Consider the following 20,045-nt stretch of genomic DNA (forward strand, 5'->3'; position numbering starts at 1 on the left):
CGGGTTGGGGATAGAGCGGCTGTCCGGGGTGGACACGGTGCGGCAGGATGCGCGGCATGACGTCCCCGGAGCGCAACGCCTACCTGGACCAGGTCATCTCGCAGCAGTCGCAGCTGGAGCAGGACCTGCGTGTGAAGAAGCCGGCCGCGGCCCCGGCGCGCAGTGCCGGTGGCGGTGGTGGTGGCGGTGACGACACCAGCGGCCGGGCCCGGCGCGCGGCCGCCGACACGGCGATGACGCCGCCCACCGCGGTCGACGTACGCGTGACCGGGGTCGGGCCGTGGAAGACGGTGCTGGTGCCGCCCAACGCGTTCGTGGTGCACACCCGGCGCGGCCACGCCCAGCCGCTGCACCTGGGGCTGGGCGTCTCGTTCCGCTACCGCTCGCGCACCGACTCGTACCTGGTGGTGCCGGGCACGATGCAGACGATCCTGCTCAACGCGTTCTGCATCTGCCGCGAGCTGCAGGGCGTGCTGGTCCAGGCGTACGTCCAGTGGATCGTGCAGGACATCGCCACCGCTTACCGCAAGCTCGACTTCGGCGACGCCTCCGACCCGATGCGCCTGGTGAACCTCCAGCTCAAGGAGCAGGCCGAGGCGGCGATCAAGGACAAGGTCGCCACCATGAGCGTGCACGAGGTGCTCAGCGACAAGCAGCCCATCATCGAGGAGCTGACCGCCCGCCTGCGCGGTGTGGCCGAAGGGGCCGACGACAGCGACCACGGGCTGGGCCTGCGCATCGTCACCGTGCAGATCAAGGAGGCCGTGGTCACCTCGGCCCGGCTGTGGGAGAACCTGCAGAAGCCGTTCCGCTCCGAGCAGAGCCAGCTCGCGCGGCTGGCCGAGCTGGGCGCGCAGGAGATCGTCACCGGCCGCGAGCTCGCCGCCGACCGGCTCGACCAGCTCCAGCGGCTGGAGAACGACCGGGAGCTGACCGACCTGCGGGCCCGCAACGCCGCCGCCGCGTTCGACCGCGACGCCGCCGAGAAGCTGCGCCGGGGCGAGCGCGAGCAGACCGACGCCCGCGCGCTGGCCACCGAGACCACCGAGACCACGCTGCACTCGCTGCGGCTGGAGCAGCAGCGGCACGAGCTGGAGGCCGAGGCCGGGCGGCTGCGCCTGGAGCTGGAGCAGACGCTGCAACGGCTCAAGCTCGACCACGAGCTGGCCGTGGCGCAGGCCCGTGCCGACACCGGGCACGCCACCGCGCTGCTGGAGCTGGAGCGCGAGCGGATGTCCCGCGAGATCGCCAACGACCGCTCCCCGGCCGCGGTGCAGGCCGAGCTGATCGCGAACCTGCCGCAGATCGTGGCGAAGCTGCCCAAGCCCGACGAGCTGCGCACCGTGAACCTCTCCGGCAGCGACCCGACGAGCCTGGCGGGCATCGTCACCGAGCTCACGGCCGCGATCACCGCGATCCGCGCCGCCGTGACGTCCCGGGAATGATCACCCGGGTCACCCCGGCCGATCCCGGATTCGGCGCGGTAGCCGAACTGTTCGACGCCTACCGCGCCCACTACGGCCGGCAGCGCGGGTTCACCGCGACCCGCCGCTGGCTACAGGACCAGGCCGCGGCCGGCTTCCGGGTGTACGCGGCGCGGGAACTCGGCCGCCCCGTCGGCTTCGCCACCGTGGCCACCGTGCCCGCGTCGCTGACGCTGGGCACGGTGTGGCTGCTGCGCGACCTGTGGATCGAGCCCGAGCACCGCGGCGCCGGGCACGCCCGCGCCCTGGTCGGCCACGTGATCGCCGAAGCCCGTACAGCGGGCGCCCGGCGCCTGTCACTGACGACCGAGCAGGACAACACCGCAGCCCAGTCCCTCTACCGCTCCCTGGGCTTCGCACCGGTCGAGGACTACCTGACCCTCAACCTGCCCATCTAGCGCGCCCACCCGGCGAGAGGCGCGGCGAATGCAGTTTCGGGGAAAGTGCTCGAATCCGGGCTGGGATTCGCGCACTTTCCCCGAAAGTGTCGCTCAGAACGTCCGGCCCGCCGGGGCGGACCCGCGTCAGGACGCTTCGATGATCATCCCGGCGCCGACCGTACGGTTGGTCGCCTCGTCGATGATGATGAAGCCGCCCGTGGTGCGGTTGCGCCGGTACTCGTCGGCCAGCAGCGGGATCGTGGTGCGCAGCTTCACCCGGCCGATGTCGTTGAGGCCGAGCCTGTCGGCGTCCTCGTCGCGGTGCAGCGTGTTCACGTCGAGCCGGTAGTGCAACTCGCGCACGATCGCCCGCGCCGTGCGGGTGGTGTGCTTGATGGCGTACTTGGCGCCGACGGCCAGCGGCTTGGACTCGTCCATCCAGCAGACCAGCGCCTCGATGTCCTGCGCCACGGCCGGGGTGTTGTTCGGCCGGCAGATCAGGTCGCCGCGCGAGATGTCCAGCTCGTCTTCCAGCCGCACGGTCACCGACATGGGCGGGAACGCCTCGGGCACCGGCCCGTCGGCCGTCTCCACCGACGCCACCCGGGTGGTCATGCCGCTGGGCAGCACCATCACCTCGTCGCCGGGCTTGATGACGCCCGAGGCGACCTGCCCGGCGTAGCCGCGGTAGTCGGTGACCACCGTCGACTGCGGGCGGATCACGTACTGCACCGGGAAGCGGACGTCGACCAGGTTGCGGTCGGACGCGATGTGCACGTGCTCCAGGTGGTGCAGCAGCGACGGGCCGTCGTACCAGGGCATGTTGGCCGAGCGGGAGACGATGTTGTCGCCCTGCAGCGCCGAGATCGGGATGATCGCCAGGTCGGTGATGTCGAGCTTGGCCGCGAACGAGGTGAACTCGTCGACGATCTTGTCGTACACCTCCTGGGACCAGTCCACGAGGTCCATCTTGTTGACGCACAGCACCAGGTGCGGCACCCGCAGCAGCGAGCACAGGAACGCGTGCCGCCGCGACTGCTCCACGATGCCCTTGCGCGCGTCGACCAGCACCAGCGCCAGGTCGGCGGTGGAGGCACCGGTGACCATGTTGCGGGTGTACTGAATGTGCCCCGGGGTGTCGGCGATGATGAACTTGCGCCGCGGGGTGTTGAAGTAGCGGTACGCCACGTCGATGGTGATGCCCTGCTCGCGCTCGGCGCGCAGGCCGTCGGTGAGCAGCGCGAGGTTGGTGTACTCGTCACCGCGCGCCGCGGACGCCGCCTCGACGGCCTCCCACTGGTCGGTGAACAGCGACTTGGTGTCGTACAGCAGGCGCCCGATCAGGGTGGACTTGCCGTCGTCGACACTGCCCGCCGTCGCGAAGCGCAGCAGGTCCGCCCGCTGCCCGATGGTCGGTTCCGCCACTGCGGTCATCAGAAGTACCCCTCACGCTTACGGTCTTCCATCGCGGCCTCGCTGACCTTGTCGTCGCCGCGGGTCGCGCCGCGCTCGGTCACCCGGGTCGCCGCCACCTCCGCGATGACCTTCTCCACCGTGTCGGCGTCGGAGGCCACCGCCGCCGTCAGGGTCGCGTCGCCGACGGTGCGGTAACGCACCCGCTCGGTGAACACGCGCTCGCCGTCGCGGGCGGCCAGGAACTCGTTGACCCCGAACAGCATGCCGTCGCGCTCGACGACGGGGCGATCGTGGGCGAAGTAGATCGAGGGCAGCGGGATGTCCTCGCGGCCGATGTAGTGCCAGATGTCCAGCTCGGTCCAGTTGGACAGCGGGAACACCCGGATCGACTCGCCGGGGTGGTGCCGCCCGTTGTACAGCGACCACAGCTCCGGGCGCTGGTTCTTCGGGTCCCACTGGCCGAACTCGTCGCGGAACGAGAACACCCGCTCCTTGGCGCGGGCCTTCTCCTCGTCGCGGCGGGCGCCCCCGAACAGGGCGTCGAAGCGGTACTTGTCGACGGCGTCCAGCAGCACCGGCGTCTGGATCCGGTTGCGCGAGCCGTTGGCGGGCTCGGTGACCAGGCCCCGGGCGAGCGCCTCGGGCACGCTGGCGACGATCAGCTGGAGGCCGAGCTCGGCCACGCGGCGGTCGCGGTATTCCAGGACCTCGTGGAAGTTGTGGCCCGTGTCGACGTGCATCACCGCGAACGGGATCCGTCCGGGCGCGAACGCCTTCTGCGCCAGGCGCAGCATCACGATCGAGTCCTTGCCGCCCGAGAACAGCAGCACCGGGCGCTCGAACTCGGCCACCACCTCCCGCATCACGAAGATGCTCTCGGCTTCGAGAGCGTCCAGGTGCGAGAACCGGTACGCAGCCGGCGTCGGTTCGCCGCTCGCGGATCGGACCTCGCCGCGGCCTTCCGTGGCTGGCTGCATCATTTCCGACCTTTCCTAGTCCTTTACTCGGGAATTCACCCTACCGGTGTTAACAGGCGCCGATCAACGATGCTGTGAGATCGCCGACAGCAGCTCAGCGCCCAGGTCCATACGACATACCAGAAGATCCGGCAGACTCGCGGTGCCCTGGTTGTAAACAAGAGGTGAACCATCCACCCGGGAAGTGTGCAGGCCCGCCGCCGCGGCGACGGCGACCGGGGCCGCCGAGTCCCACTCGTACTGGCCGCCGTCGTGGATGTAGGCGTCGACGTCGCCGGTCACCACGGCGGCGATCTTCGCACCGGCCGAGCCCATCGGCACCAGCTCGGCCCCGGTCGCCTCCGCCAGGGCGGTCAGGAACGCGGGCGGGCGGGTGCGGCTGGTCGCGATGCGGATCGGGCCGCCCGCGGCGACCGAGGGCGCCAGCGGGGGGTACGCCGGGGCCGGCTCGCTGCCGAGCACCCGCTGCTGCGCGGGCAGCGCCACCGCGCCGGTGGCCAGCACGCCCTCGTCGGCACCGGTGCGCCGCCACAGCGCCACGTGCACGGCCCAGTCCGCGCGCCCGGCCTCGCCGAACTCGCGGGTGCCGTCGAGCGGGTCGATGATCCACAGCCGGGACGCGGCCAGGCGGGCGGGGTCGTCGACACCCTCCTCGCTGAGCACGGCGTCGGCGGGGCGCCAGCGGGCCAGCTCCGTCATGATCATGTCGTGGGAGCGCTTGTCACCGGCCTTGCGCAGGGCGACCGGGTCGTCGAACCCCAGTTCGTCGCGCAGGGACAGCAGGAGGTCGCCGGCCTGGCGGGCCAGCCATACGGCGAAAGCGCCGTCCTCGACGGGTGGCATCTTCAGTACGCTCCAGAGCTTCGGACAACGGCGGTCAGTGTACGCAGGAGGATGAGCAGGTCCATGGACATTGACCAGTTCTCGACGTAACGAAGGTCCAAACGGACAGCCTCTTCCCACGGAAGATCCGACCGACCGGACACCTGCCACAGGCCGGTCATCCCCGGCTTGACGGCCAACCGGCGCCGCACGTCGTCCGCGTAGGCGGCCACCTCGACCGGCAGCGGCGGCCGCGGCCCCACCAGCGACATCTGCCCCAGCAGCACATTGATCAGCTGCGGCAGCTCGTCCAGCGAGTAGCGGCGCATCCACTTGCCCATCGCGGTCACGCGCGGGTCGTCCCGGATCTTGAAGAGCACCCCGTCGTGCTCGTTGAGATGCCGCAGCTCGGCAAGCCGCGCCTCGGCATCGGTGTACATGGTACGGAACTTGAAGATGACGAACTCACGTCCGTCACGCCCCACCCGCACCTGGCGGAACAGGGCCGCGCCGGGCGAGTCCAGCCGCAGCGCCAGCGCCGTCACCAGCAGCAGCGGCGCGAACGCCACCAGCAGCAGCGCCGCGCCGATCCGGTCCATCAGCTCCTTGACCACCCGGCTGCCGCCCGACAGCCGCGGATGCTCCACGTGCAGCATCGGCAGCCCATCCACCGGCCGGATCGTGGTCCGGTCGCCGGCCACGTCCACCAGGGCGCTGGCCACGATCAGGTCGATCTCGTCGCGCTCCAGCTGCCACGCCGTCCGGCGCAGCGCGTGCCCGTCCAGCTCCGGGCAGCTCAGCACGATCACCGTGTCCGCCCCGGCGGCGCGCACCGCCGCGGCGACGTCGTCGAACGTGCCGTACACGGGCAGGCCGATGCGGCCGTCACTGCCGCGCGGCACGCACGCCCCGACCACCTCCAGCCCGTGGAACCGCTCGCGGCCCAGCTGCCGGGCCAGGCCGATGATCGCCAGCTCGTGACCGACCACCACCACCCGGCGCAGGCACTCGCCCCGCTCGCGCCGCCGGTGCAGCGCCTTGCGCAGCAGGAACCGGGTCACCACCAGGGTCCCGGTCGCGGCGGGCAGCGCGATCAGCACGTACGAGCGGGCCGTCGGCAGTTCCAGCGCGTACGACCCGACCGCGACCGTCGCGATCACCCACAGGCCGCCGCGCAGCACCCGGTCGTACTCCTGGGTGCCGACGTAGAGGAAGCGGCGGTCGTAGGCCCTGGTCAGCGTCAGCGACGCCATCAGCGCGAACGGCAGCAGCAGCGACAGCAGCACGTAGGTCCGCGTGAACGGGGTGACCTGCGGGCCGAACCGCAGGATGAAGGCGAGCAGGCCGGCCGCCGAGCCGACCAGCAGGTCCGAGCCGAGCAGCGTCCACAGGTAGCGCTGCTCCCAGCCCTTGCGGCGGTCCAGCACGCGCACCGGCGTGCCGATGTGGGTGCTGCCGCCGACCGGGCGGCGGCCCGTCCCCGGGCGGTGCCGCGGCGGATCCGGATGCGTCGCGGGCAGCACCGGCTGCTGCGGGCGGACCGCGACCAGCCCTACCGGCGCCGGGCTGAACGGCGCGGGACCGGCCGGGGTCGGCCCGCTGGCGAAGTCGAGCGGCGTATCAGCGGAGCGGTGGCGTTGCCGGTAGGGCCTCGGTCCCGGCCCCCGTCGGTCGTCGTCACGCCGCTGCTCCATAGGACGCCCCCCGTCAGCGACGGCGCCCCGGACATGGCACAGCCAGGCCGTCCCGCGCACGACGCTCTCACGGCGCCACCGCGGGCCTTCCCGTCAGCCGCGGGCGCGCCTGCCCGTACAACGCGGCACCAGCGCAAATGTGACGGCCGGGTGACCTCAGGCGGTGTGGTACGTCTGCTGCGCGGCGGCCAGGCCCTGCCGGACGACCGCCTCGACCGCGTCCGCGGCCCGGTCGACCAGGAACTCCAGCTCCTTGCGCTCGGTCGCGGAGAAGTCCGACAGCACGAAGTCGGCCGGATCCTGGCGGCCCGGCGGCCGTCCGATGCCGAACCGCACCCGGATGTAGTCCTTTGTGGCCAGCGACTTGGTCATCGAGCGCAGGCCGTTGTGGCCGCCCTCGCCGCCGCCGATCTTCAACCGCACCTGCCCGTAAGGGATGTCCAGCTCGTCGTGGACGGCGATCACCTGCGCGGGCGGGATCTTGTAGAACTGCGACAGCGCCGTCACCGGGCCGCCGGAGAGGTTCATGTACGTCAGCGGCTTGGCCAGCACCAGCCGCGGCGCGTCCGCCCCGTAGCCCAGGCGGCCCTCGGCCACCTCCGCGACGGCCTTGCGGTGCCGCCCGAACGAGCCGCCCGCCCGCTTGCCCAGCAGCTCGGCGACCATGAAGCCGACGTTGTGCCGGTTGCCCGCGTACTGCGGCCCCGGGTTGCCCAGCCCCACGATCAGCCAGGGTGCGGCGGGTGCGGCGGCCTGCTCCATGACACTCCCTCAGATACGGACGTGGCGCCCTGCCAAGCTACTACGGCTCGGCGGGCGCCACGGTCTACGGTGCTGTTCGGCAGCCGCGCAGCGGCCGGCGAAAACTCAGGCCTCGACGGCCACCGGCTCCTCGGCAGCCTCCTCGACGGCCTCGGCAGCCTCGGCGGTCTCGCCCTCGAGCTGCTCGGCGGTCGGGGCCAGGCTCACCACGGCGACGATGGTCTCGGCGTCGGCGACGAGCGCGGCGCCGCGCGGCAGCTTGACGTCACCGGCGGTGACGTGCGAACCGGCCTCCAGGCCCTCGATCGAAACCTCGAGGAACTCGGGCAGGTGCAGCGCCTCGGCGGCGATGGAGATCTTGTCGTGCTCGGTCATCACCAGGGTGCCCTTGGCGGCCTCGCCGACCAGGTGCACCGGCACCTCGACGGTGACCTGCTCGCCGCGCTTCACGATCACCAGGTCGATGTGCTCGAAGGTGTCCTTCAGCGGGTCGCGCTGGATGGCCTTCGGCAGCGCCAGGGTCTTGGTGCCGTCCGGGCTGACCAGCTCGAAGACGGTGTTGATGCCGCCGTGGCGGATGGCGGCGGCGAACTCGCGGGCCGGGACGGCGATGTGGCGCGGGGCCTCGCCGTGGCCGTAGACGACGGCGGGTACGAGGCCCGCGCGCCGGGTGCGGCGTGCGCCGCCCTTGCCGAACACGGTACGCGGCTCGGCGCTGATCTTTACCTCAGACACGATTGGTTCTCCTGCTCAACGGGTCACTGTTGTCGTCAGGCCGAGCGGACGAGGGCGCGCGGGGTGACGTGACCCGGAGCACCGCGTCGATCACGGCGCCGTCAACAGGCATCTCTACCCGCAGGGCACCCTCGCCGTGGCAACCCGCCCAGCTTACCCGACCAATCCGGTCGCTTTCGCCGGGGTCCCCGTGTCGCCGCTCACGGCCCCACCACGCCCCGCACCTGTGACCCCATCCGCCTTTTAATCGACACTGGCCTATCTAGAGGACGGTGGGACGAAACCCGTGCTCCAGATAGGCCAGTGTCGATGCTAAGTGCGGGCGGCGAAGCCGCCGGTCCGGCGGCGGCCGCCGAGGGTCAGCTCAGGCCGCCGAAGAGGGTCGTCACCGAGCCGTCGTCGAAGACCTCGCGGATCGCACGCGCCACCAGCGGCGCGATCGACAGCACCGTCAGCTTGTCGAACTGCTTGTCCGGGCCCAGCGGCAGCGTGTTGGTCACGATGACCTCGCTGATCCGGCTGTTCTTCAGCCGCTCCGTCGCCGGGTCCGAGTGCACCGGGTGCGTCGTCGCCACGATCACGTCCGCGGCGCCGTTGTCGAACAGGATGTCGGCCGCCTTGCAGATCGTCCCCGCGGTGTCGATCATGTCGTCCACCAGGATGCAGGTCCGCCCGGCCACCTCGCCGATCACGCGGTTCGCCACCACCTGGTTCGGCTTCAGCGGGTCGCGGGTCTTGTGGATGAACGCCAGCGGGCACCCGCCCAGCCGGTCGGTCCAGCGCTCGCCGACCCGCACCCGGCCCGAGTCCGGCGACACCACGGTCAGCTCGCGGTGGCCGTAGTTGGCCTCCACGTACTCGGCGAGCAGGTCCATGGCGAACAGGTGGTCGACCGGGCCGTCGAAGAAGCCCTGGATCTGCGCCGTGTGCAGGTCGACGGTGAGGATGCGGTTCGCGCCGGCGGTCTTGAGCAAGTCCGCGACCAGGCGGGCCGAGATCGGCTCCCGGCCGCGGTGCTTCTTGTCCTGGCGGGCGTACGGGTAGAACGGCAGCACCACCGTGATCCGCTTGGCCGAGCCGCGCTTGGCGGCGTCCACCATCAGCAGCGTCTCCATGAGCCACTTATTCACGGGTGCTGAAATGGACTGCACGATGAAGGCGTCGGAACCACGTACCGACTCCTTATAACGGACGAACGTCTCACCACTGGCGAAGTCGTACGCAGTGGTCGGGGTCACACCTACCCCGAGCACCTCTCCTATCTCTTCCGCGAGTTCGGGATACGCCCGACCCGAAAAGAGCATCAGATTCTTACGGTTCTCCGTGACGATGCTGCCCATCGGCTCCGCCCTTCACGATGGCCTGCGGCCAGTATCACCTTTTCGCCTCATCCTCTCGCGCCACTTGGCGAACCGTCGAACAAGGATGCCTGCTGGTGCGACAGATCACCGCCCGGAAGACTTGCCCCGTTCACGCGCAGGTCAGCAAGGGCCGCCTTGCCCGCGCCGAACGGCGGGCGCTACCTTCGTAGGGCATCGGAAGGTTTGTGGGGAGAGAGAGCCGAAGATGGCACGCGAACGGTCAGAGGAGCCCACTGTCATTCAGCGGCGCATCCTCCTGCTGCTCGCCGCCGGTTTCACCGTGCAGACCATCACCAAGCTGGTCTTCCTCAGCGAGCGCGCCGTCCACGACCACATCGCGGTCCTCAAGCAGACGACGGGCGCCAAGAACCAGTTCTCCCTCGGCGCCGAGGCCGCCAAGCGCGGCTGGCTGGACGAGGAAGAAGAGAAGCGGCGCTGAGCCGCTTCGGCAGTGCTGACTCCGCTCCGCGGCCTTAATCGGCGTCATCCTCCGCCTTCGCTACGGATGACGCCGAGCGGCTAGCGACCGCAGCTACCTCAGCCCTCCGACGCGGGGATCTCCGCCTGCTCGGCCAGCGCCCGCTCCGCGGCCTCCGCCGCGGCCGTGCCCGGACGGGCCCGCTTCACCCAGCCCTCGATGTTGCGCTGGTGCGCCCGCGCCACCGCCAGCGTGCCCGGCGGCACGTCCTTGTCGATCACCGAACCGGCCGCCGTGTACGACCCGTCGCCGACCCGCACCGGCGCCACGAACGTCGTGTCGCACGCCGTCTTCACGTGCGACCCGATCACCGTGTGGTTCTTCACCGTGCCGCTGTAGTTCGCGAACAGGTTCCCGGCGCCGATGTTGGTCTGCTCGCCGATCGTCGCGTCCCCCACGTACGACAGGTGCGGCACCTTGGTGCCCTCGCCCAGCGTCGCGTTCTTGATCTCCACGAAGGTGCCGACCTTGCCCTTGCGGCCGATCACCGCGCCCGGCCGCAGATACGCGTACGGCCCCACGCTCACCTTCGGGCCGATCTCCGCCTGCACCGCGTGCGCCCGTACGACCTCGGCCTGCTCGCCCACGGTCGTGTCGATCAGCGTCACGTCCGGGCCCACCACCGCGCCCGCGGCGACCGCCGTCGCCCCGCGCAGCTGCACGTTCGGCTCCAGCACCGCGTCGCGCTCGACCGTCACCGTGGCGTCGATCCAGGTCGTGGCCGGGTCGATGATCGTCACGCCGGACTTCATCAGCGCCGTGTTGATCCGGTCGCGCATCAGCGCCCGCAGCGCCGCCAGCTCGGCCCGGTCATTGCAGCCCAGCGTCTCGGTGTGGTCGTCCGCCAGGTGCACCCGCACCGGCGAGCCCTCCGCGACCAGCAGCCCGAACACGTCGGTCAGGTATTCCTCGCCCTGGTCGTTGTGCGAGTTCAGCTTCGACAGCGCCACCCGCAGCGCCGCCGCGTCGAAGGCGTAGATGCCCGCGTTGATCTCGCGGACCGCGCGCTCGTCGGCGGTGGCGTCGCGCTGCTCGACGATGCGGGTCAGCGCGCCGTCGGCGTCGCGGATCAGCCGGCCCAGGCCGGACGGGTCGGGCACGGTCGCGCCCAGCACCGTCGCCGCGGCACCCGCCGACTCGTGCGCGGTCACCAGGTCGGTCAGGGTCTGCTCGCGCAGCAGCGGCACGTCGCCGTTGAGCACGACCACCGTGCCCGCGACCTCGCCCAGCGCCTCCAGCGCGATGCGCACCGCGTGGCCGGTGCCGTTCTGCTGCTCCTGCAGCGCGGTGCGCGCGTCCGGGGCGGTCTCGGCCAGGTGCGCGGCGACCTGGTCGGCGCGGTGGCCGACGACGACCAGGGTCTGCGCGTCCAGCGGCGCGGCGGCGGCCAGCACGTGGCCGACCAGGGAGCGGCCGAGCAGCGGGTGGAGCACCTTCGGCAGGTCCGACTTCATCCGCTTGCCCTCGCCCGCAGCGAGAACGATCACCGTACGAGTCACGAGCCGCCCATCTCCCTTACTTAGCTTGCAAGCTGGGGCGCCTGGACTCGAACCAGGACCGTCTAGATTCAAAGTCTAGTGAGCTGCCATTACTCCACGCCCCATCCGGTGGCAAAGCTTATCGTGGTTCACCCGCATCCGCCGCACCGGTGCGGCGGTCGAGTTCGTCGATGATCCCCTCGATCCGCCAGTAGAGTTCGCGCCTGCGCCGGGCGGTCACGACCAGGCATCCGTGATATCCCTCCGCCTGGTTGTGCCGTGAGCTGGTGGGCTGATGCCTCTTCAGGGTGGCCCGGCGGAAGCACTCCAGCGGCACGCCGAGTTGTGCGGCCCACCAGCGCTGGGCCTCGTCGGCGTCGGCGTTCTCGTGGATGCTCACCCGATAGGTGAGTTCGGCGCGGCTGACGCCGACCGACTCCAGGAACCTGATGAAGATCCGTAGCAGCCGCGGGTCGGTGTTCGTGACCGTCACCCGGCCGTCGTTGGCCCGCCACGGCTTCTCCTTCGTTCCCTCGCACCAGAAGATCACCGCACCGACCAGTGCCAGCTCGTGCTCGCTCAAGGCACCCACGAGCGCCTGCCCGGCGTCACGCTCCGCCTGCCTGCGCTCAGCAGTACGCACGCGGTGCGCTCCCCAGCGAGCGTCGGTCATCGCCTGAGAGTGCTGCCTGCGGCGCGCGGCGGCCTCGGCGTCCGAGTCCAGCGGGATGTGCCGGACCCACTGGAACGCGGTGGACCGGGCCACGCCGAGCTCCTGTGCGATCTGTGGGACCGGGCGGCCCTCCCGGCGGAGTTCGACAGCACGTTCGCGCAGTTCAGGCTTTGCCATGGGGTGACGCTAAAGCGGGCGTACGACACCTCTCCGCAGGAAATTCACAGCACGCCCTCTGTCAAACTACGGACCCGTAGGTTACGGTAACGTAGGTATAGCTCGGCCCACCTGCTTCCCTGCTCCAGTGAGGTGCCATGACCACCGTGACCGTCGACACGCCCACTGAAGCAGCGGCCCCCGCCCGGGGTCAGAAGCCGCTGACCGAGGGCGACCAGTCGAAGGGCACCCTGATCGGCCTCTGGGCCTTCGTGGTGCTGCCGTTCCTGGCCCTGTTCGCGGCGGTCCCGGTGGCCTGGGGCGGTTTCCTCGGCTGGACCGACGTCGCGATCTTCGCGGTGATGTACGTGGTGACCGGTCTGGGCATCACCGTCGGCTACCACCGCTACCTGACGCACAGCTCGTTCAAGGCGACCCGCTGGCTGCGGGTGACGCTGGCGGTCTCGGGCGCGATGGCGGTGCAGGGCAGCCCGACGCAGTGGGTGGCCGACCACCGGCGCCACCACCAGTACTCCGACCTGGAGGACGACCCGCACTCGCCGTGGCGCTTCGGCAACTCGGTCAAGGGCCTGGCCAAGGGCCTGTTCCACGCGCACGTCGGCTGGCTGTTCGCCCGCGAGCTGTCCAACCGTGCCCGCTTCGCGCCGGACCTGCTCGCCGACAAGGACATCCAGAAGGTCGACAAGATGTTCGGCCTGCTGTCGCTGCTGACCGCGGTGGCGCCGGGCGTCGTCGGCGGCCTGGTCACCTGGTCGTGGCAGGGCGCGCTGACCGCGTTCTTCTGGGCGGGCCTGATCCGGATCGGCCTGCTGCACCACGTCACCTGGTCGATCAACTCGATCTGCCACGTCTACGGCGAGCGCCCCTTCGAGATGCGCGAGGGTGACCGGGCGTCGAACTTCTGGCCGCTGGCGATCCTGTCGTTCGGTGAGAGCTGGCACAACCTGCACCACTCGGACCCGACCAGTGCCCGGCACGGCGTGCTGCGCGGCCAGATCGACATCTCGGCCCGGGTGATCTGGTTCTTCGAGAAGTTCGGCTGGGCCACCAACGTGAAGTGGGCCAAGGAGGACCGGCTCAGGTCGAAGATGGTCGACCGGGACGCCCAGCCCAAGCTGGCCCGGTGACGGCCGAGCTCAACGGCACTCCCCTGCCGCCCCCGTCCTCCTGGCAGGATGGGGGCGTGGTCGACGACGCGCGTGAGGTCCGGCAGGCGGTGGGCCGGCAGCCCGCCGCGCCGCCGAAGAGCGGTTCCCGGGTGCGGATGAGCTTCTCTCAGCGGCGCGAGCAGCTGATCTCGGTGGGGCGGCAGCTCTTCGCCGAGCGCGGGTTCGACGCGACGTCGATCGAGGAGATCGCCTCGCGCGCGAAGGTGTCCAAGCCGGTGGTGTACGAGCACTTCGGCGGGAAAGAGGGCCTGTACGCGGTGGTCGTCGACCGCGAGGTGACGGCGCTGCTCACCAGGGTCACCGGCGCGCTGACGGCGGGGCATCCGCGGGAGCTGCTGGAGCAGGCGGCGCTGGCGCTGCTGGACTACATCGAGGAGGAGACGAACGGCTTCCGGGTGCTCGTGCGCGAGTCGCCGGTGATGTCGTCGTCGGGCAACTTCTCGTCGGTGCTGAACGATGTCGCGCACCAGGTCGAGCACATCCTGGGCGCGGAGTTCAAGGGCCGGGGTTACGACCCGAAGCTGGCCGAGCTGTACTCCCAGGCGCTGGTGGGCATGGTGGCGCTGACCGGCCGGTGGTGGCTGGAGGTGCGCAAGCCGCGCAAGGAGACGGTGGCGGCGCACCTGGTGAACCTGGCCTGGCACGGCCTGTCGCATCTGGAGTCGAAGCCGACCCTGCTGATGAACAACCGCAAGTCCGCCCGCTAGGTCAGCCGCGGGTGACCGCGCGCGGCGGCCGGGCGGTGCTGAGCTTGTCGCCGGGGCGGCTGCTGTGCCGGAGCACCTCTTCGGCTTCGGCCGCGGCGGCGGAGCCGGTTTTGCCGTACAGGCCGGCGATCATCAGCACGGTGCCGATGAGGAACGAGACCACGCAGGTGGCGATCTCGAAGTTGAGCTTGTTCTCCGCAGTCTGCATCACCAGCAGCATGATCAACCCGGCGAGCATGAAGACCACGCCGCCCCAGAGGTTGATGAAGTGGTCGATGTTGCGGCCGAGCAGCGCACCGGCGAGCACGATGGCGCCGACGACGATGGACAGCCAGGAGAACGCCGGGTTGGTCTTCAGGCCGAGCGCGTGGATGTCGGCGCGGCTGAAGAACGGCTCCCCCGCGGTGCGGGCGGCGCCGACGATCCCGAAGGTCAGCAGGTAGGCGCCGCTCAGGCCGGCGAGGAACCGGTACTGGGGCCGGAAGCGGTGGTTGACCGGTAGGTGCATATTCGCATTGTGCCCCGATCGGACCCCCGCCGAACCTGATGCGGCGATTTAGCAGGGATTGGTCAGCGGCGCGCGACGCGGACGTACATGCCCGCGGTGAGCAGGACCGAGCCGACGGCGTACGCGGCGATGCAACTCGCCAGCGTGAAGTTGAGGACGTTGTGCTCGGTGTTCATCAGCGCCAGCATCGCGGTCCCGGCGATCAGGAACGCGGCGCCGATCCAGGTGTTCACCAGCCGGTCCAGGTTGTGGCCGACCAGCGTGGCCAGCAGCACCAGCACCCCGGCGCCCAGGCAGGCGTACGCGAGGGCGGGGTTGGTCCGCAGGCCGAGCGCCCGCGCGCCGCCCGCCTCGAACAGCGGGTCGCCCTGGCTCTCCAGGAACCCGAGCACGCCGAACGCGAGCACGAACAGCCCGGTGAGCAGTGCGAGCAGCCGGTAGAGCGGGCGCAGGGAGTGGTTGACGGGCATGTGCGAAGCCATGACGCTGCTCCGAGTGGTGCGAGGGGGGATGACCGGGGCACCCTACCAACCCCCCTCGTGGCCTACTCCTGCCCGATCAGCTCCGCGAGTTCGAGCCACTCGTCCTCGAGCAGGCCGCGCTCGTCCTGGACCGCCTTGAGGCTGGCGTCCAGCTCCGCGATCCTGGCGAAGTCGGTGGCGTGCTCGGCCATCTGCGCGTGCAGCTTCTCCTCGCGCTGGTTGAGCTTCTCGATCTGCCGCTCGATGCGGGAGGTCTCCTTCTTGGCCGACCGGACCTCGGCGGCGCTGGGGCCGCCGCCCGCCGGTTTCGCGGGGGCCGCGCTCGTCTGGACGCGCACGGTGGCCCCGACCGGGGCCGGTTCGACCAGGCGCAGGTACTCGTCGACGCCGCCGGGCAGGTGGCGCAGGGTGCCGTCGCCGGGCAGGGCGTAGACGGCGTCACAGACCCGCTCGACCAGGTACCGGTCGTGCGAGGCGACGATCATCGTGCCGGGCCAGGTGTCGAGCAGGTCCTCCAGCGACGCCAGGGTGTCGGTGTCGAGGTCGTTGGTGGGCTCGTCGAGGATGAGCACGTTCGGCTCCCCGGCGAGCAGCCGCAGCAGTTGCAGGCGGCGGCGCTCGCCGCCCGACAGGTCGGCCACGGGCGTCCACACCCGGCGGTCGGTGAACCCGAACACCTCGGCCAGCTGGGCGGCCGACAGCTCGCGGTCGCCGAGCTTGACCCGCCGGGCGACCTGCTCGACGGCTTCCAGCAGGCGCAGCTCGCCCGGCAGTTCGGCCAGCTCCTGGGACAGGAACGCGGGGCGTACGGTCTTGCCGGCGCTGAACCCGGTCGCCTCGCTCACCCCGGCGAGCAGCCGCAGCAGGGTGGACTTGCCCGCGCCGTTGGCGCCGAGCAGCGCGATGCGGTCGCCGGGGCCGACGTGCCAGGTGACCCGGTTCAGGATCAGCTTGGGTCCGGCGTGCAGGGTCACGTCCTCCAGGTCGTACACCTGGCGGCCGAGGCGGGCGGTGGCGAGCTTGGCGAGGGTGACCTCGTCGCGCGGGGCCGGGACGTCCGCGATGAGCGCGTTGGCGGCGTCGATGCGGAACTTGGGCTTGGAGGTGCGGGCCGGCGGGCCCCGGCGCAGCCAGGCGATCTCCTTGCGGAGCAGGTTCTGCCGCCGCGACTCGGTGACGGCGGCGACGCGCTCGCGCTCGGCGCGGGCCAGGATCCAGGCCGCGAAGCCGCCGTCGTACGCCCGGACCTGCTGGTCGGCGACCTCCCAGATGCGGTTGCAGACCGCGTCGAGGAACCACCGGTCGTGGGTGACCACGACCAGCGCGCCCTTGAGGCTCTTGTTGAGGTATGCGGCGAGCCAGTTGACGCCCGCGATGTCGAGGTGGTTCGTGGGCTCGTCGAGGATGATCAGGTCGGCGGGGCGCACCAGCAGCGCGGCCAGGGCGATGCGGCGGCGCTCGCCACCGGACATCGGGCCGACCGGGGTGTCCAGGCCGAGGCCGGGCATGCCGAGGCCGTCGAGGATGGCCCGCACACCCGCGTCGCCGGCCCACTCGTGCTCGGCCTCGAACGCGGCGGGCAGCCAGGCGTCGCCGAGCACCACGTCGCGCACGGTCGCGTCGGCGGTCAGCGTCAGCGCCTGCGGCAGGGCGACCACGCGCAGGTCGCGCCGGTGGGTGACCCGGCCGGAGTCGGGCTCCTCGGCCTTGGTGAGCATCCGCAGCAGGGTGGACTTGCCGGAGCCGTTGAGGCCGACGACGCCGATGCGGTCGGCGTCGTCGAGGCCGAGGGAGACGTCGGTGAGCAGGGGGCCGGTCGGACCGTAGCCCTTGCTGACCCGGTCCAGATTGATGATGTTGGCCATGGTGCCGCCTAGCCTATCCGGGCGCCGTGGACCGGGCCGTGTGCGAGCTGCACACCGCCGCACAGGCCGGAGGCGGTCAGCGCGGCGGCGACGTCGGCGCCGTGGGCGTCGTCACGGGCCAGGAACACGCAGGTGGGGCCGCTGCCGGAGACGAGGCTGGCCAGGGCGCCGGCCTTGTCGCCGACGGCGAGCGTGTCGGCCAGCTGCGGGCGCAGCGACACCGCGGCGGCCTGGAGGTCGTTGCCGAGCGCATCGGCCAGCACGGCCGGGTCGCGCTGGCGCAGCGCGCTGAGCAGGTCGTCGCTGCTGCCCAGCGGCGCGGGGGCGCGGCCCTCGGCGCGCAGGCGGTCGAGTTCGGCGTACACCTTCGGGGTGGACAGGCCGCCGTCGGCGAAGGCGACGACCCAGCTCCAGCGGTTGGCGCGGGCCAGCACGGGGCTGACGGCCTCGCCGCGGCCGGTGCCCAGCGCGGTGCCGCCGTACAGCAGGAACGGGATGTCGGAGCCGAGCGTGGCGGCGATCCGGGCCAGTTCGTCGCGGCCGAGGTTGGTGCCCCACAGGGCGTCCAGGGCGACGAGGGTGGCGGCCGCGTCGGCGGAGCCGCCCGCGAGTCCGCCCGCGAGCGGGATCTGCTTGCGCAGGTGCAGCCGGGCCTGGGCGGGCACCTTGGCGGTGGCGGCCAGGGCGTTCGCGGCCCTGATGACGAGGTTGGACTCGTCCAGGGCCAGTTCGCCGACGCCGATGCCCTGCATGGTGAGGGTGAGGGTGTCGCCGGAGCGGGCGGTGATCTCGTCGTACAGCGAGATGGCGTGGTAGACGGTGTGCAGTTCGTGGTAGCCGTCGGGGCGGGCGGGGCCTACGCCGAGGTGGAGGTTGATCTTCGCCGGGACGCGTACGCGCACCGGCCCCGACGGCACTCCGGCCAGGTCATCGTCGTCGTCGCCCAGCGTCCACGCCTCAGTCACGCGCCCAGCCTACCGACCCCCGGGTCGGTGCTTCGCGGCGGCGAGGGCGGCGAAGGCGTGCACGTCGAGCTGCTCGCCCCGGGTCTGCGGATCGATCCCGGCCGCCCGCAGCAGCTCCTCGGCCGCCGGGGCGCTGCCCGCCCAGCCGGCCAGCGCCGCCCGCAGCGTCTTGCGCCGCTGCGCGAACGCCGCGTCCACCACCGCGAACACCTCCTGGCGGGACACGTCGTCGCGCGGCGGTTCCCGCCGGGTGAAGCCGACCAGCCCGGAGTCCACGTTCGGCACCGGCCAGAACACGGCCGGAGGCACCTTCCCGGCCTGCTTGGACGAGGCGTACCAGGCGAGTTTCACCGACGGCACCCCGTAGATCTTGCTGCCGGGGCCGGCGGTGAGCCGGTCGGCGACCTCCTTCTGCACCATCACGAGCCCGTGCCGTACGCCCGGCAGCTCCGCCAGCAGGTGCAGCACCACCGGCACGGCCACGTTGTACGGCAGGTTCGCGACCAGCGCGGTGGGCGCCGGGTCGAACTCGGCGGCGGTGACCCGCATCGCGTCGCCACTGTGGACGCTGAGCCGGCCGACGAGGCCGGGCGCCCGCTCGGCGGCGGTGACGGCCAGGGCGGCGGCCAGCGGCGGGTCGATCTCGACGGCGTGCACGTGCGCGGCGGCGGGCAGCAGGCCCAGGGTCAGCGAGCCCAGGCCCGGCCCGACCTCGACCACCACGTCGGAGGGGTCGAGACCGGCGGCGGCGACGATGCGGCGGATCGTGTTCGGGTCGTGCAGGAAGTTCTGCCCGAACTTCTTGGCCGGCGCGACCCCGAGCCGGGCCGCCAGCTCCCGGATCTCCGCGGGGCCGAGCAGTCTTGCCTGTTCAACGGTCACGGGTCAAGGTTATCGGCGCACCGTCACGGGCAGTCCCCCGGCCGGGTGGTCGGCGCCCCGGACTGCCTTCACCACGGCCCGAAGATCCGGTCGCCGTTGGCGGAGATCGCCTGGCACATCTCGGCCAGCGGCACGCCCTTCGCCTCGGCCAGGGCGCGCACCGTCAGCGGGATCAGGTAGGACGCGTTGGGGCGGCCGCGGTGCGGCATCGGCGTCAGGTACGGCGCGTCGGTCTCGACGAGCACCTGCCCGATCGGGGCGAGCGCGGCGGCCTCCCGCAGGTGCGGCGCGTTCTTGAAGGTGACCGTCCCGGCGAACGACAGCACGAAGCCGCGGCGGCAGCACTCGGCGGCGAACGCGGCGTCGCCGGAGAAGCAGTGCATCACCACGGTCTGCGGGGCGCCCTCGTCGTCGAGCACGCGCAGGATGTCGGCGTGGGCGTCGCGGTCGTGGATGACCAGCGGCTTGCCGACCCGCTTGGCCAGCCCGATGTGGGCGCGGAAGCTGCGTTCCTGCGCGCTCAGACCGTTCTCGCCGGTACGGAAGAAGTCCAGCCCGGTCTCGCCGATGCCCCGTACGCGCGGGTCCTCGGCCAGTTCCTCGATCGACTTGAGCGCTCCGTCCAGATCGGATAGTCTCGGCGCCTCGTTGGGGTGCAGGGCGACCGTGGCCAGCACCGCGCGCTGCGTGTTGGCCAGCTCCACGCCCCACCTCGACGAGGCGACGTCCACGCCGACCTGCACGAGGCGGTCCACGCCGACCGCCGCGGCGGCGGCGATCTGCCCGACCGGGTCGTCCCCCTCGGCGGAGACGATGTCCAGGTGGGTGTGGCTGTCCAGCACCGGATACGGCAGCGGTTCCGGGGCGGGCGGGAAGTCTGCGCTGGTCCGGGCGTTGGCTCGGGCTGCGCGGTCGGCGGTGGTCACGTTTCCATGATCTCACTGTCCGCGACGACGTTTTCCCGACACCTCAACAGCCCTCGTTCAGATCTTGTTCACCTCCCCCTCACCGGGCGGCATTAGCGTCGGGC

Annotated in this window: 20 protein-coding genes and 1 tRNA gene; 5 read left to right on the top strand and 16 right to left on the bottom strand. The window is 71.4% G+C overall.

Translation table 11 applies throughout. The features are described from left to right. Nucleotides 1–56 precede the first annotated feature (56 nt). Together Cs7R123_RS38155 and Cs7R123_RS38160 are read left to right on the top strand one after the other, a co-directional pair. A complete protein-coding gene (locus Cs7R123_RS38155; protein ID WP_212833907.1) occupies nucleotides 57–1,445 on the top strand; it encodes an SPFH domain-containing protein in 1,389 nt (462 codons plus the stop codon). Continuing rightward, complete coding sequence (locus Cs7R123_RS38160) at nucleotides 1,442–1,882, top strand: GNAT family N-acetyltransferase (RefSeq protein ID WP_212833909.1); 441 nt, start codon at nucleotides 1,442–1,444, stop codon at nucleotides 1,880–1,882. The genes Cs7R123_RS38155 and Cs7R123_RS38160 overlap by 4 nt, the downstream gene beginning before the upstream one ends. A 126-nt stretch (nucleotides 1,883–2,008) precedes the next feature. On the opposite strand, the gene Cs7R123_RS38165 is transcribed toward Cs7R123_RS38160, so the two are convergent. The 7 genes from Cs7R123_RS38165 to Cs7R123_RS38195 all read right to left on the bottom strand — a co-directional run bounded on the left by Cs7R123_RS38165 (nucleotide 2,009) and on the right by Cs7R123_RS38195 (nucleotide 9,610). Continuing rightward, on the bottom strand, nucleotides 2,009–3,298 hold the full coding sequence (locus Cs7R123_RS38165; protein ID WP_212833911.1) for a sulfate adenylyltransferase subunit 1: 1,290 nt from the start codon (nucleotides 3,296–3,298) through the stop codon (nucleotides 2,009–2,011). Further along, entirely contained in the window at nucleotides 3,298–4,257 is a 960-nt protein-coding gene (cysD, locus tag Cs7R123_RS38170; RefSeq protein WP_212833915.1) for a sulfate adenylyltransferase subunit CysD, read from the bottom strand. The genes Cs7R123_RS38165 and cysD overlap by 1 nt, the downstream gene beginning before the upstream one ends. Nucleotides 4,258–4,320: 63 nt before the next feature. Further along, nucleotides 4,321–5,106, bottom strand: a complete 786-nt coding sequence (locus tag Cs7R123_RS38175) for a 3'(2'),5'-bisphosphate nucleotidase CysQ (protein ID WP_212835055.1) — start codon at nucleotides 5,104–5,106, stop codon at nucleotides 4,321–4,323. After that, nucleotides 5,103–6,773 carry a sugar transferase gene (locus Cs7R123_RS38180; RefSeq protein WP_212833918.1) on the bottom strand — a complete coding sequence of 557 codons (1,671 nt, stop codon included), beginning with the start codon at nucleotides 6,771–6,773 and terminating at the stop codon, nucleotides 5,103–5,105. The genes Cs7R123_RS38175 and Cs7R123_RS38180 overlap by 4 nt, the downstream gene beginning before the upstream one ends. A gap of 156 nt (nucleotides 6,774–6,929) precedes the next feature. After that, nucleotides 6,930–7,535, bottom strand: coding sequence for an aminoacyl-tRNA hydrolase (pth, locus tag Cs7R123_RS38185; protein ID WP_212833920.1), 606 nt, complete (start codon nucleotides 7,533–7,535; stop codon nucleotides 6,930–6,932). 105 nt (nucleotides 7,536–7,640) lie between these two features. After that, nucleotides 7,641–8,270 carry a 50S ribosomal protein L25/general stress protein Ctc gene (locus tag Cs7R123_RS38190; protein WP_212833923.1) on the bottom strand — a complete coding sequence of 210 codons (630 nt, stop codon included), beginning with the start codon at nucleotides 8,268–8,270 and terminating at the stop codon, nucleotides 7,641–7,643. A 359-nt stretch (nucleotides 8,271–8,629) separates the two neighbouring features. After that, nucleotides 8,630–9,610, bottom strand: a complete 981-nt coding sequence (locus tag Cs7R123_RS38195; RefSeq protein ID WP_212833925.1) for a ribose-phosphate diphosphokinase — start codon at nucleotides 9,608–9,610, stop codon at nucleotides 8,630–8,632. A gap of 226 nt (nucleotides 9,611–9,836) precedes the next feature. Between Cs7R123_RS38195 and Cs7R123_RS38200 the strand changes: the two genes are divergently transcribed. Further along, the gene (locus Cs7R123_RS38200) at nucleotides 9,837–10,070 is read left to right on the top strand and encodes a response regulator transcription factor (protein WP_212833928.1); all 234 of its coding nucleotides are present in this window, start codon (nucleotides 9,837–9,839) and stop codon (nucleotides 10,068–10,070) included. A 98-nt stretch (nucleotides 10,071–10,168) separates the two neighbouring features. On the opposite strand, the gene glmU is transcribed toward Cs7R123_RS38200, so the two are convergent. From glmU to Cs7R123_RS38215, 3 genes are all read right to left on the bottom strand, one after another. Further along, on the bottom strand, nucleotides 10,169–11,608 hold the full coding sequence (glmU, locus tag Cs7R123_RS38205) for a bifunctional UDP-N-acetylglucosamine diphosphorylase/glucosamine-1-phosphate N-acetyltransferase GlmU (protein ID WP_374707079.1): 1,440 nt from the start codon (nucleotides 11,606–11,608) through the stop codon (nucleotides 10,169–10,171). Between the two features lie 32 nt (nucleotides 11,609–11,640). Beyond that, nucleotides 11,641–11,712 (bottom strand) — tRNA-Gln (locus Cs7R123_RS38210). 14 nt (nucleotides 11,713–11,726) lie between these two features. Next, nucleotides 11,727–12,437, bottom strand: a complete 711-nt coding sequence (locus Cs7R123_RS38215) for a helix-turn-helix domain-containing protein (RefSeq protein WP_212833930.1) — start codon at nucleotides 12,435–12,437, stop codon at nucleotides 11,727–11,729. A gap of 137 nt (nucleotides 12,438–12,574) precedes the next feature. Here Cs7R123_RS38215 and Cs7R123_RS38220 point away from each other — a divergent pair, with 137 nt between their 5' ends. Then, nucleotides 12,575–13,564: an acyl-CoA desaturase gene (locus tag Cs7R123_RS38220; protein ID WP_212833932.1), complete on the top strand. Its 990-nt coding sequence runs from the start codon at nucleotides 12,575–12,577 to the stop codon at nucleotides 13,562–13,564. A gap of 137 nt (nucleotides 13,565–13,701) precedes the next feature. After that, nucleotides 13,702–14,313, top strand: a complete 612-nt coding sequence (locus Cs7R123_RS38225; protein WP_244872521.1) for a TetR/AcrR family transcriptional regulator — start codon at nucleotides 13,702–13,704, stop codon at nucleotides 14,311–14,313. Nucleotide 14,314: 1 nt separating this feature from the next. Here the strand turns inward: Cs7R123_RS38225 and Cs7R123_RS38230 are convergent, their stop codons facing one another. The 6 genes from Cs7R123_RS38230 to Cs7R123_RS38255 all read right to left on the bottom strand — a co-directional run bounded on the left by Cs7R123_RS38230 (nucleotide 14,315) and on the right by Cs7R123_RS38255 (nucleotide 19,941). Further along, nucleotides 14,315–14,821: a DUF4383 domain-containing protein gene (locus tag Cs7R123_RS38230; protein WP_212833935.1), complete on the bottom strand. Its 507-nt coding sequence runs from the start codon at nucleotides 14,819–14,821 to the stop codon at nucleotides 14,315–14,317. Nucleotides 14,822–14,883: 62 nt separating this feature from the next. Then, a complete protein-coding gene (locus Cs7R123_RS38235; protein WP_212833938.1) occupies nucleotides 14,884–15,303 on the bottom strand; it encodes a DUF4383 domain-containing protein in 420 nt (139 codons plus the stop codon). A 62-nt stretch (nucleotides 15,304–15,365) separates the two neighbouring features. Further along, on the bottom strand, nucleotides 15,366–17,168 hold the full coding sequence (locus Cs7R123_RS38240) for an ABC-F family ATP-binding cassette domain-containing protein (protein ID WP_212833940.1): 1,803 nt from the start codon (nucleotides 17,166–17,168) through the stop codon (nucleotides 15,366–15,368). Between the two features lie 8 nt (nucleotides 17,169–17,176). Further along, nucleotides 17,177–18,133: a 4-(cytidine 5'-diphospho)-2-C-methyl-D-erythritol kinase gene (locus tag Cs7R123_RS38245; protein ID WP_212833943.1), complete on the bottom strand. Its 957-nt coding sequence runs from the start codon at nucleotides 18,131–18,133 to the stop codon at nucleotides 17,177–17,179. Between the two features lie 9 nt (nucleotides 18,134–18,142). Beyond that, on the bottom strand, nucleotides 18,143–19,015 hold the full coding sequence (gene rsmA / locus Cs7R123_RS38250) for a 16S rRNA (adenine(1518)-N(6)/adenine(1519)-N(6))-dimethyltransferase RsmA (RefSeq protein ID WP_244872406.1): 873 nt from the start codon (nucleotides 19,013–19,015) through the stop codon (nucleotides 18,143–18,145). A 68-nt stretch (nucleotides 19,016–19,083) separates the two neighbouring features. Continuing rightward, entirely contained in the window at nucleotides 19,084–19,941 is an 858-nt protein-coding gene (locus tag Cs7R123_RS38255; RefSeq protein ID WP_212833945.1) for a TatD family hydrolase, read from the bottom strand. Nucleotides 19,942–20,045: the final 104 nt, after the last annotated feature.

Origin of the sequence: Catellatospora sp. TT07R-123, assembly GCF_018327705.1 — a bacterium.
Lineage (GTDB): Bacteria > Actinomycetota > Actinomycetes > Mycobacteriales > Micromonosporaceae > Catellatospora.

Bases quoted from the DNA above. Each gene is read 5' to 3' on its own strand.
- Cs7R123_RS38155 (WP_212833907.1), top strand. From the start codon at position 57: ATGACGTCCCCGGAGCGCAACGCCTACCTGGACCAGGTCATCTCGCAG.
- Cs7R123_RS38160 (WP_212833909.1), top strand. From the start codon at position 1,442: ATGATCACCCGGGTCACCCCGGCCGATCCCGGATTCGGCGCGGTAGCC.
- Cs7R123_RS38165 (WP_212833911.1), bottom strand. From the start codon at position 3,298: ATGACCGCAGTGGCGGAACCGACCATCGGGCAGCGGGCGGACCTGCTG.
- cysD (WP_212833915.1), bottom strand. From the start codon at position 4,257: ATGCAGCCAGCCACGGAAGGCCGCGGCGAGGTCCGATCCGCGAGCGGC.
- Cs7R123_RS38180 (WP_212833918.1), bottom strand. From the start codon at position 6,773: ATGGAGCAGCGGCGTGACGACGACCGACGGGGGCCGGGACCGAGGCCC.
- pth (WP_212833920.1), bottom strand. From the start codon at position 7,535: ATGGAGCAGGCCGCCGCACCCGCCGCACCCTGGCTGATCGTGGGGCTG.
- Cs7R123_RS38195 (WP_212833925.1), bottom strand. From the start codon at position 9,610: ATGGGCAGCATCGTCACGGAGAACCGTAAGAATCTGATGCTCTTTTCG.
- Cs7R123_RS38200 (WP_212833928.1), top strand. From the start codon at position 9,837: ATGGCACGCGAACGGTCAGAGGAGCCCACTGTCATTCAGCGGCGCATC.
- Cs7R123_RS38215 (WP_212833930.1), bottom strand. From the start codon at position 12,437: ATGGCAAAGCCTGAACTGCGCGAACGTGCTGTCGAACTCCGCCGGGAG.
- Cs7R123_RS38220 (WP_212833932.1), top strand. From the start codon at position 12,575: ATGACCACCGTGACCGTCGACACGCCCACTGAAGCAGCGGCCCCCGCC.
- Cs7R123_RS38225 (WP_244872521.1), top strand. From the start codon at position 13,702: ATGAGCTTCTCTCAGCGGCGCGAGCAGCTGATCTCGGTGGGGCGGCAG.
- Cs7R123_RS38230 (WP_212833935.1), bottom strand. From the start codon at position 14,821: ATGCACCTACCGGTCAACCACCGCTTCCGGCCCCAGTACCGGTTCCTC.
- Cs7R123_RS38235 (WP_212833938.1), bottom strand. From the start codon at position 15,303: ATGGCTTCGCACATGCCCGTCAACCACTCCCTGCGCCCGCTCTACCGG.
- Cs7R123_RS38240 (WP_212833940.1), bottom strand. From the start codon at position 17,168: ATGGCCAACATCATCAATCTGGACCGGGTCAGCAAGGGCTACGGTCCG.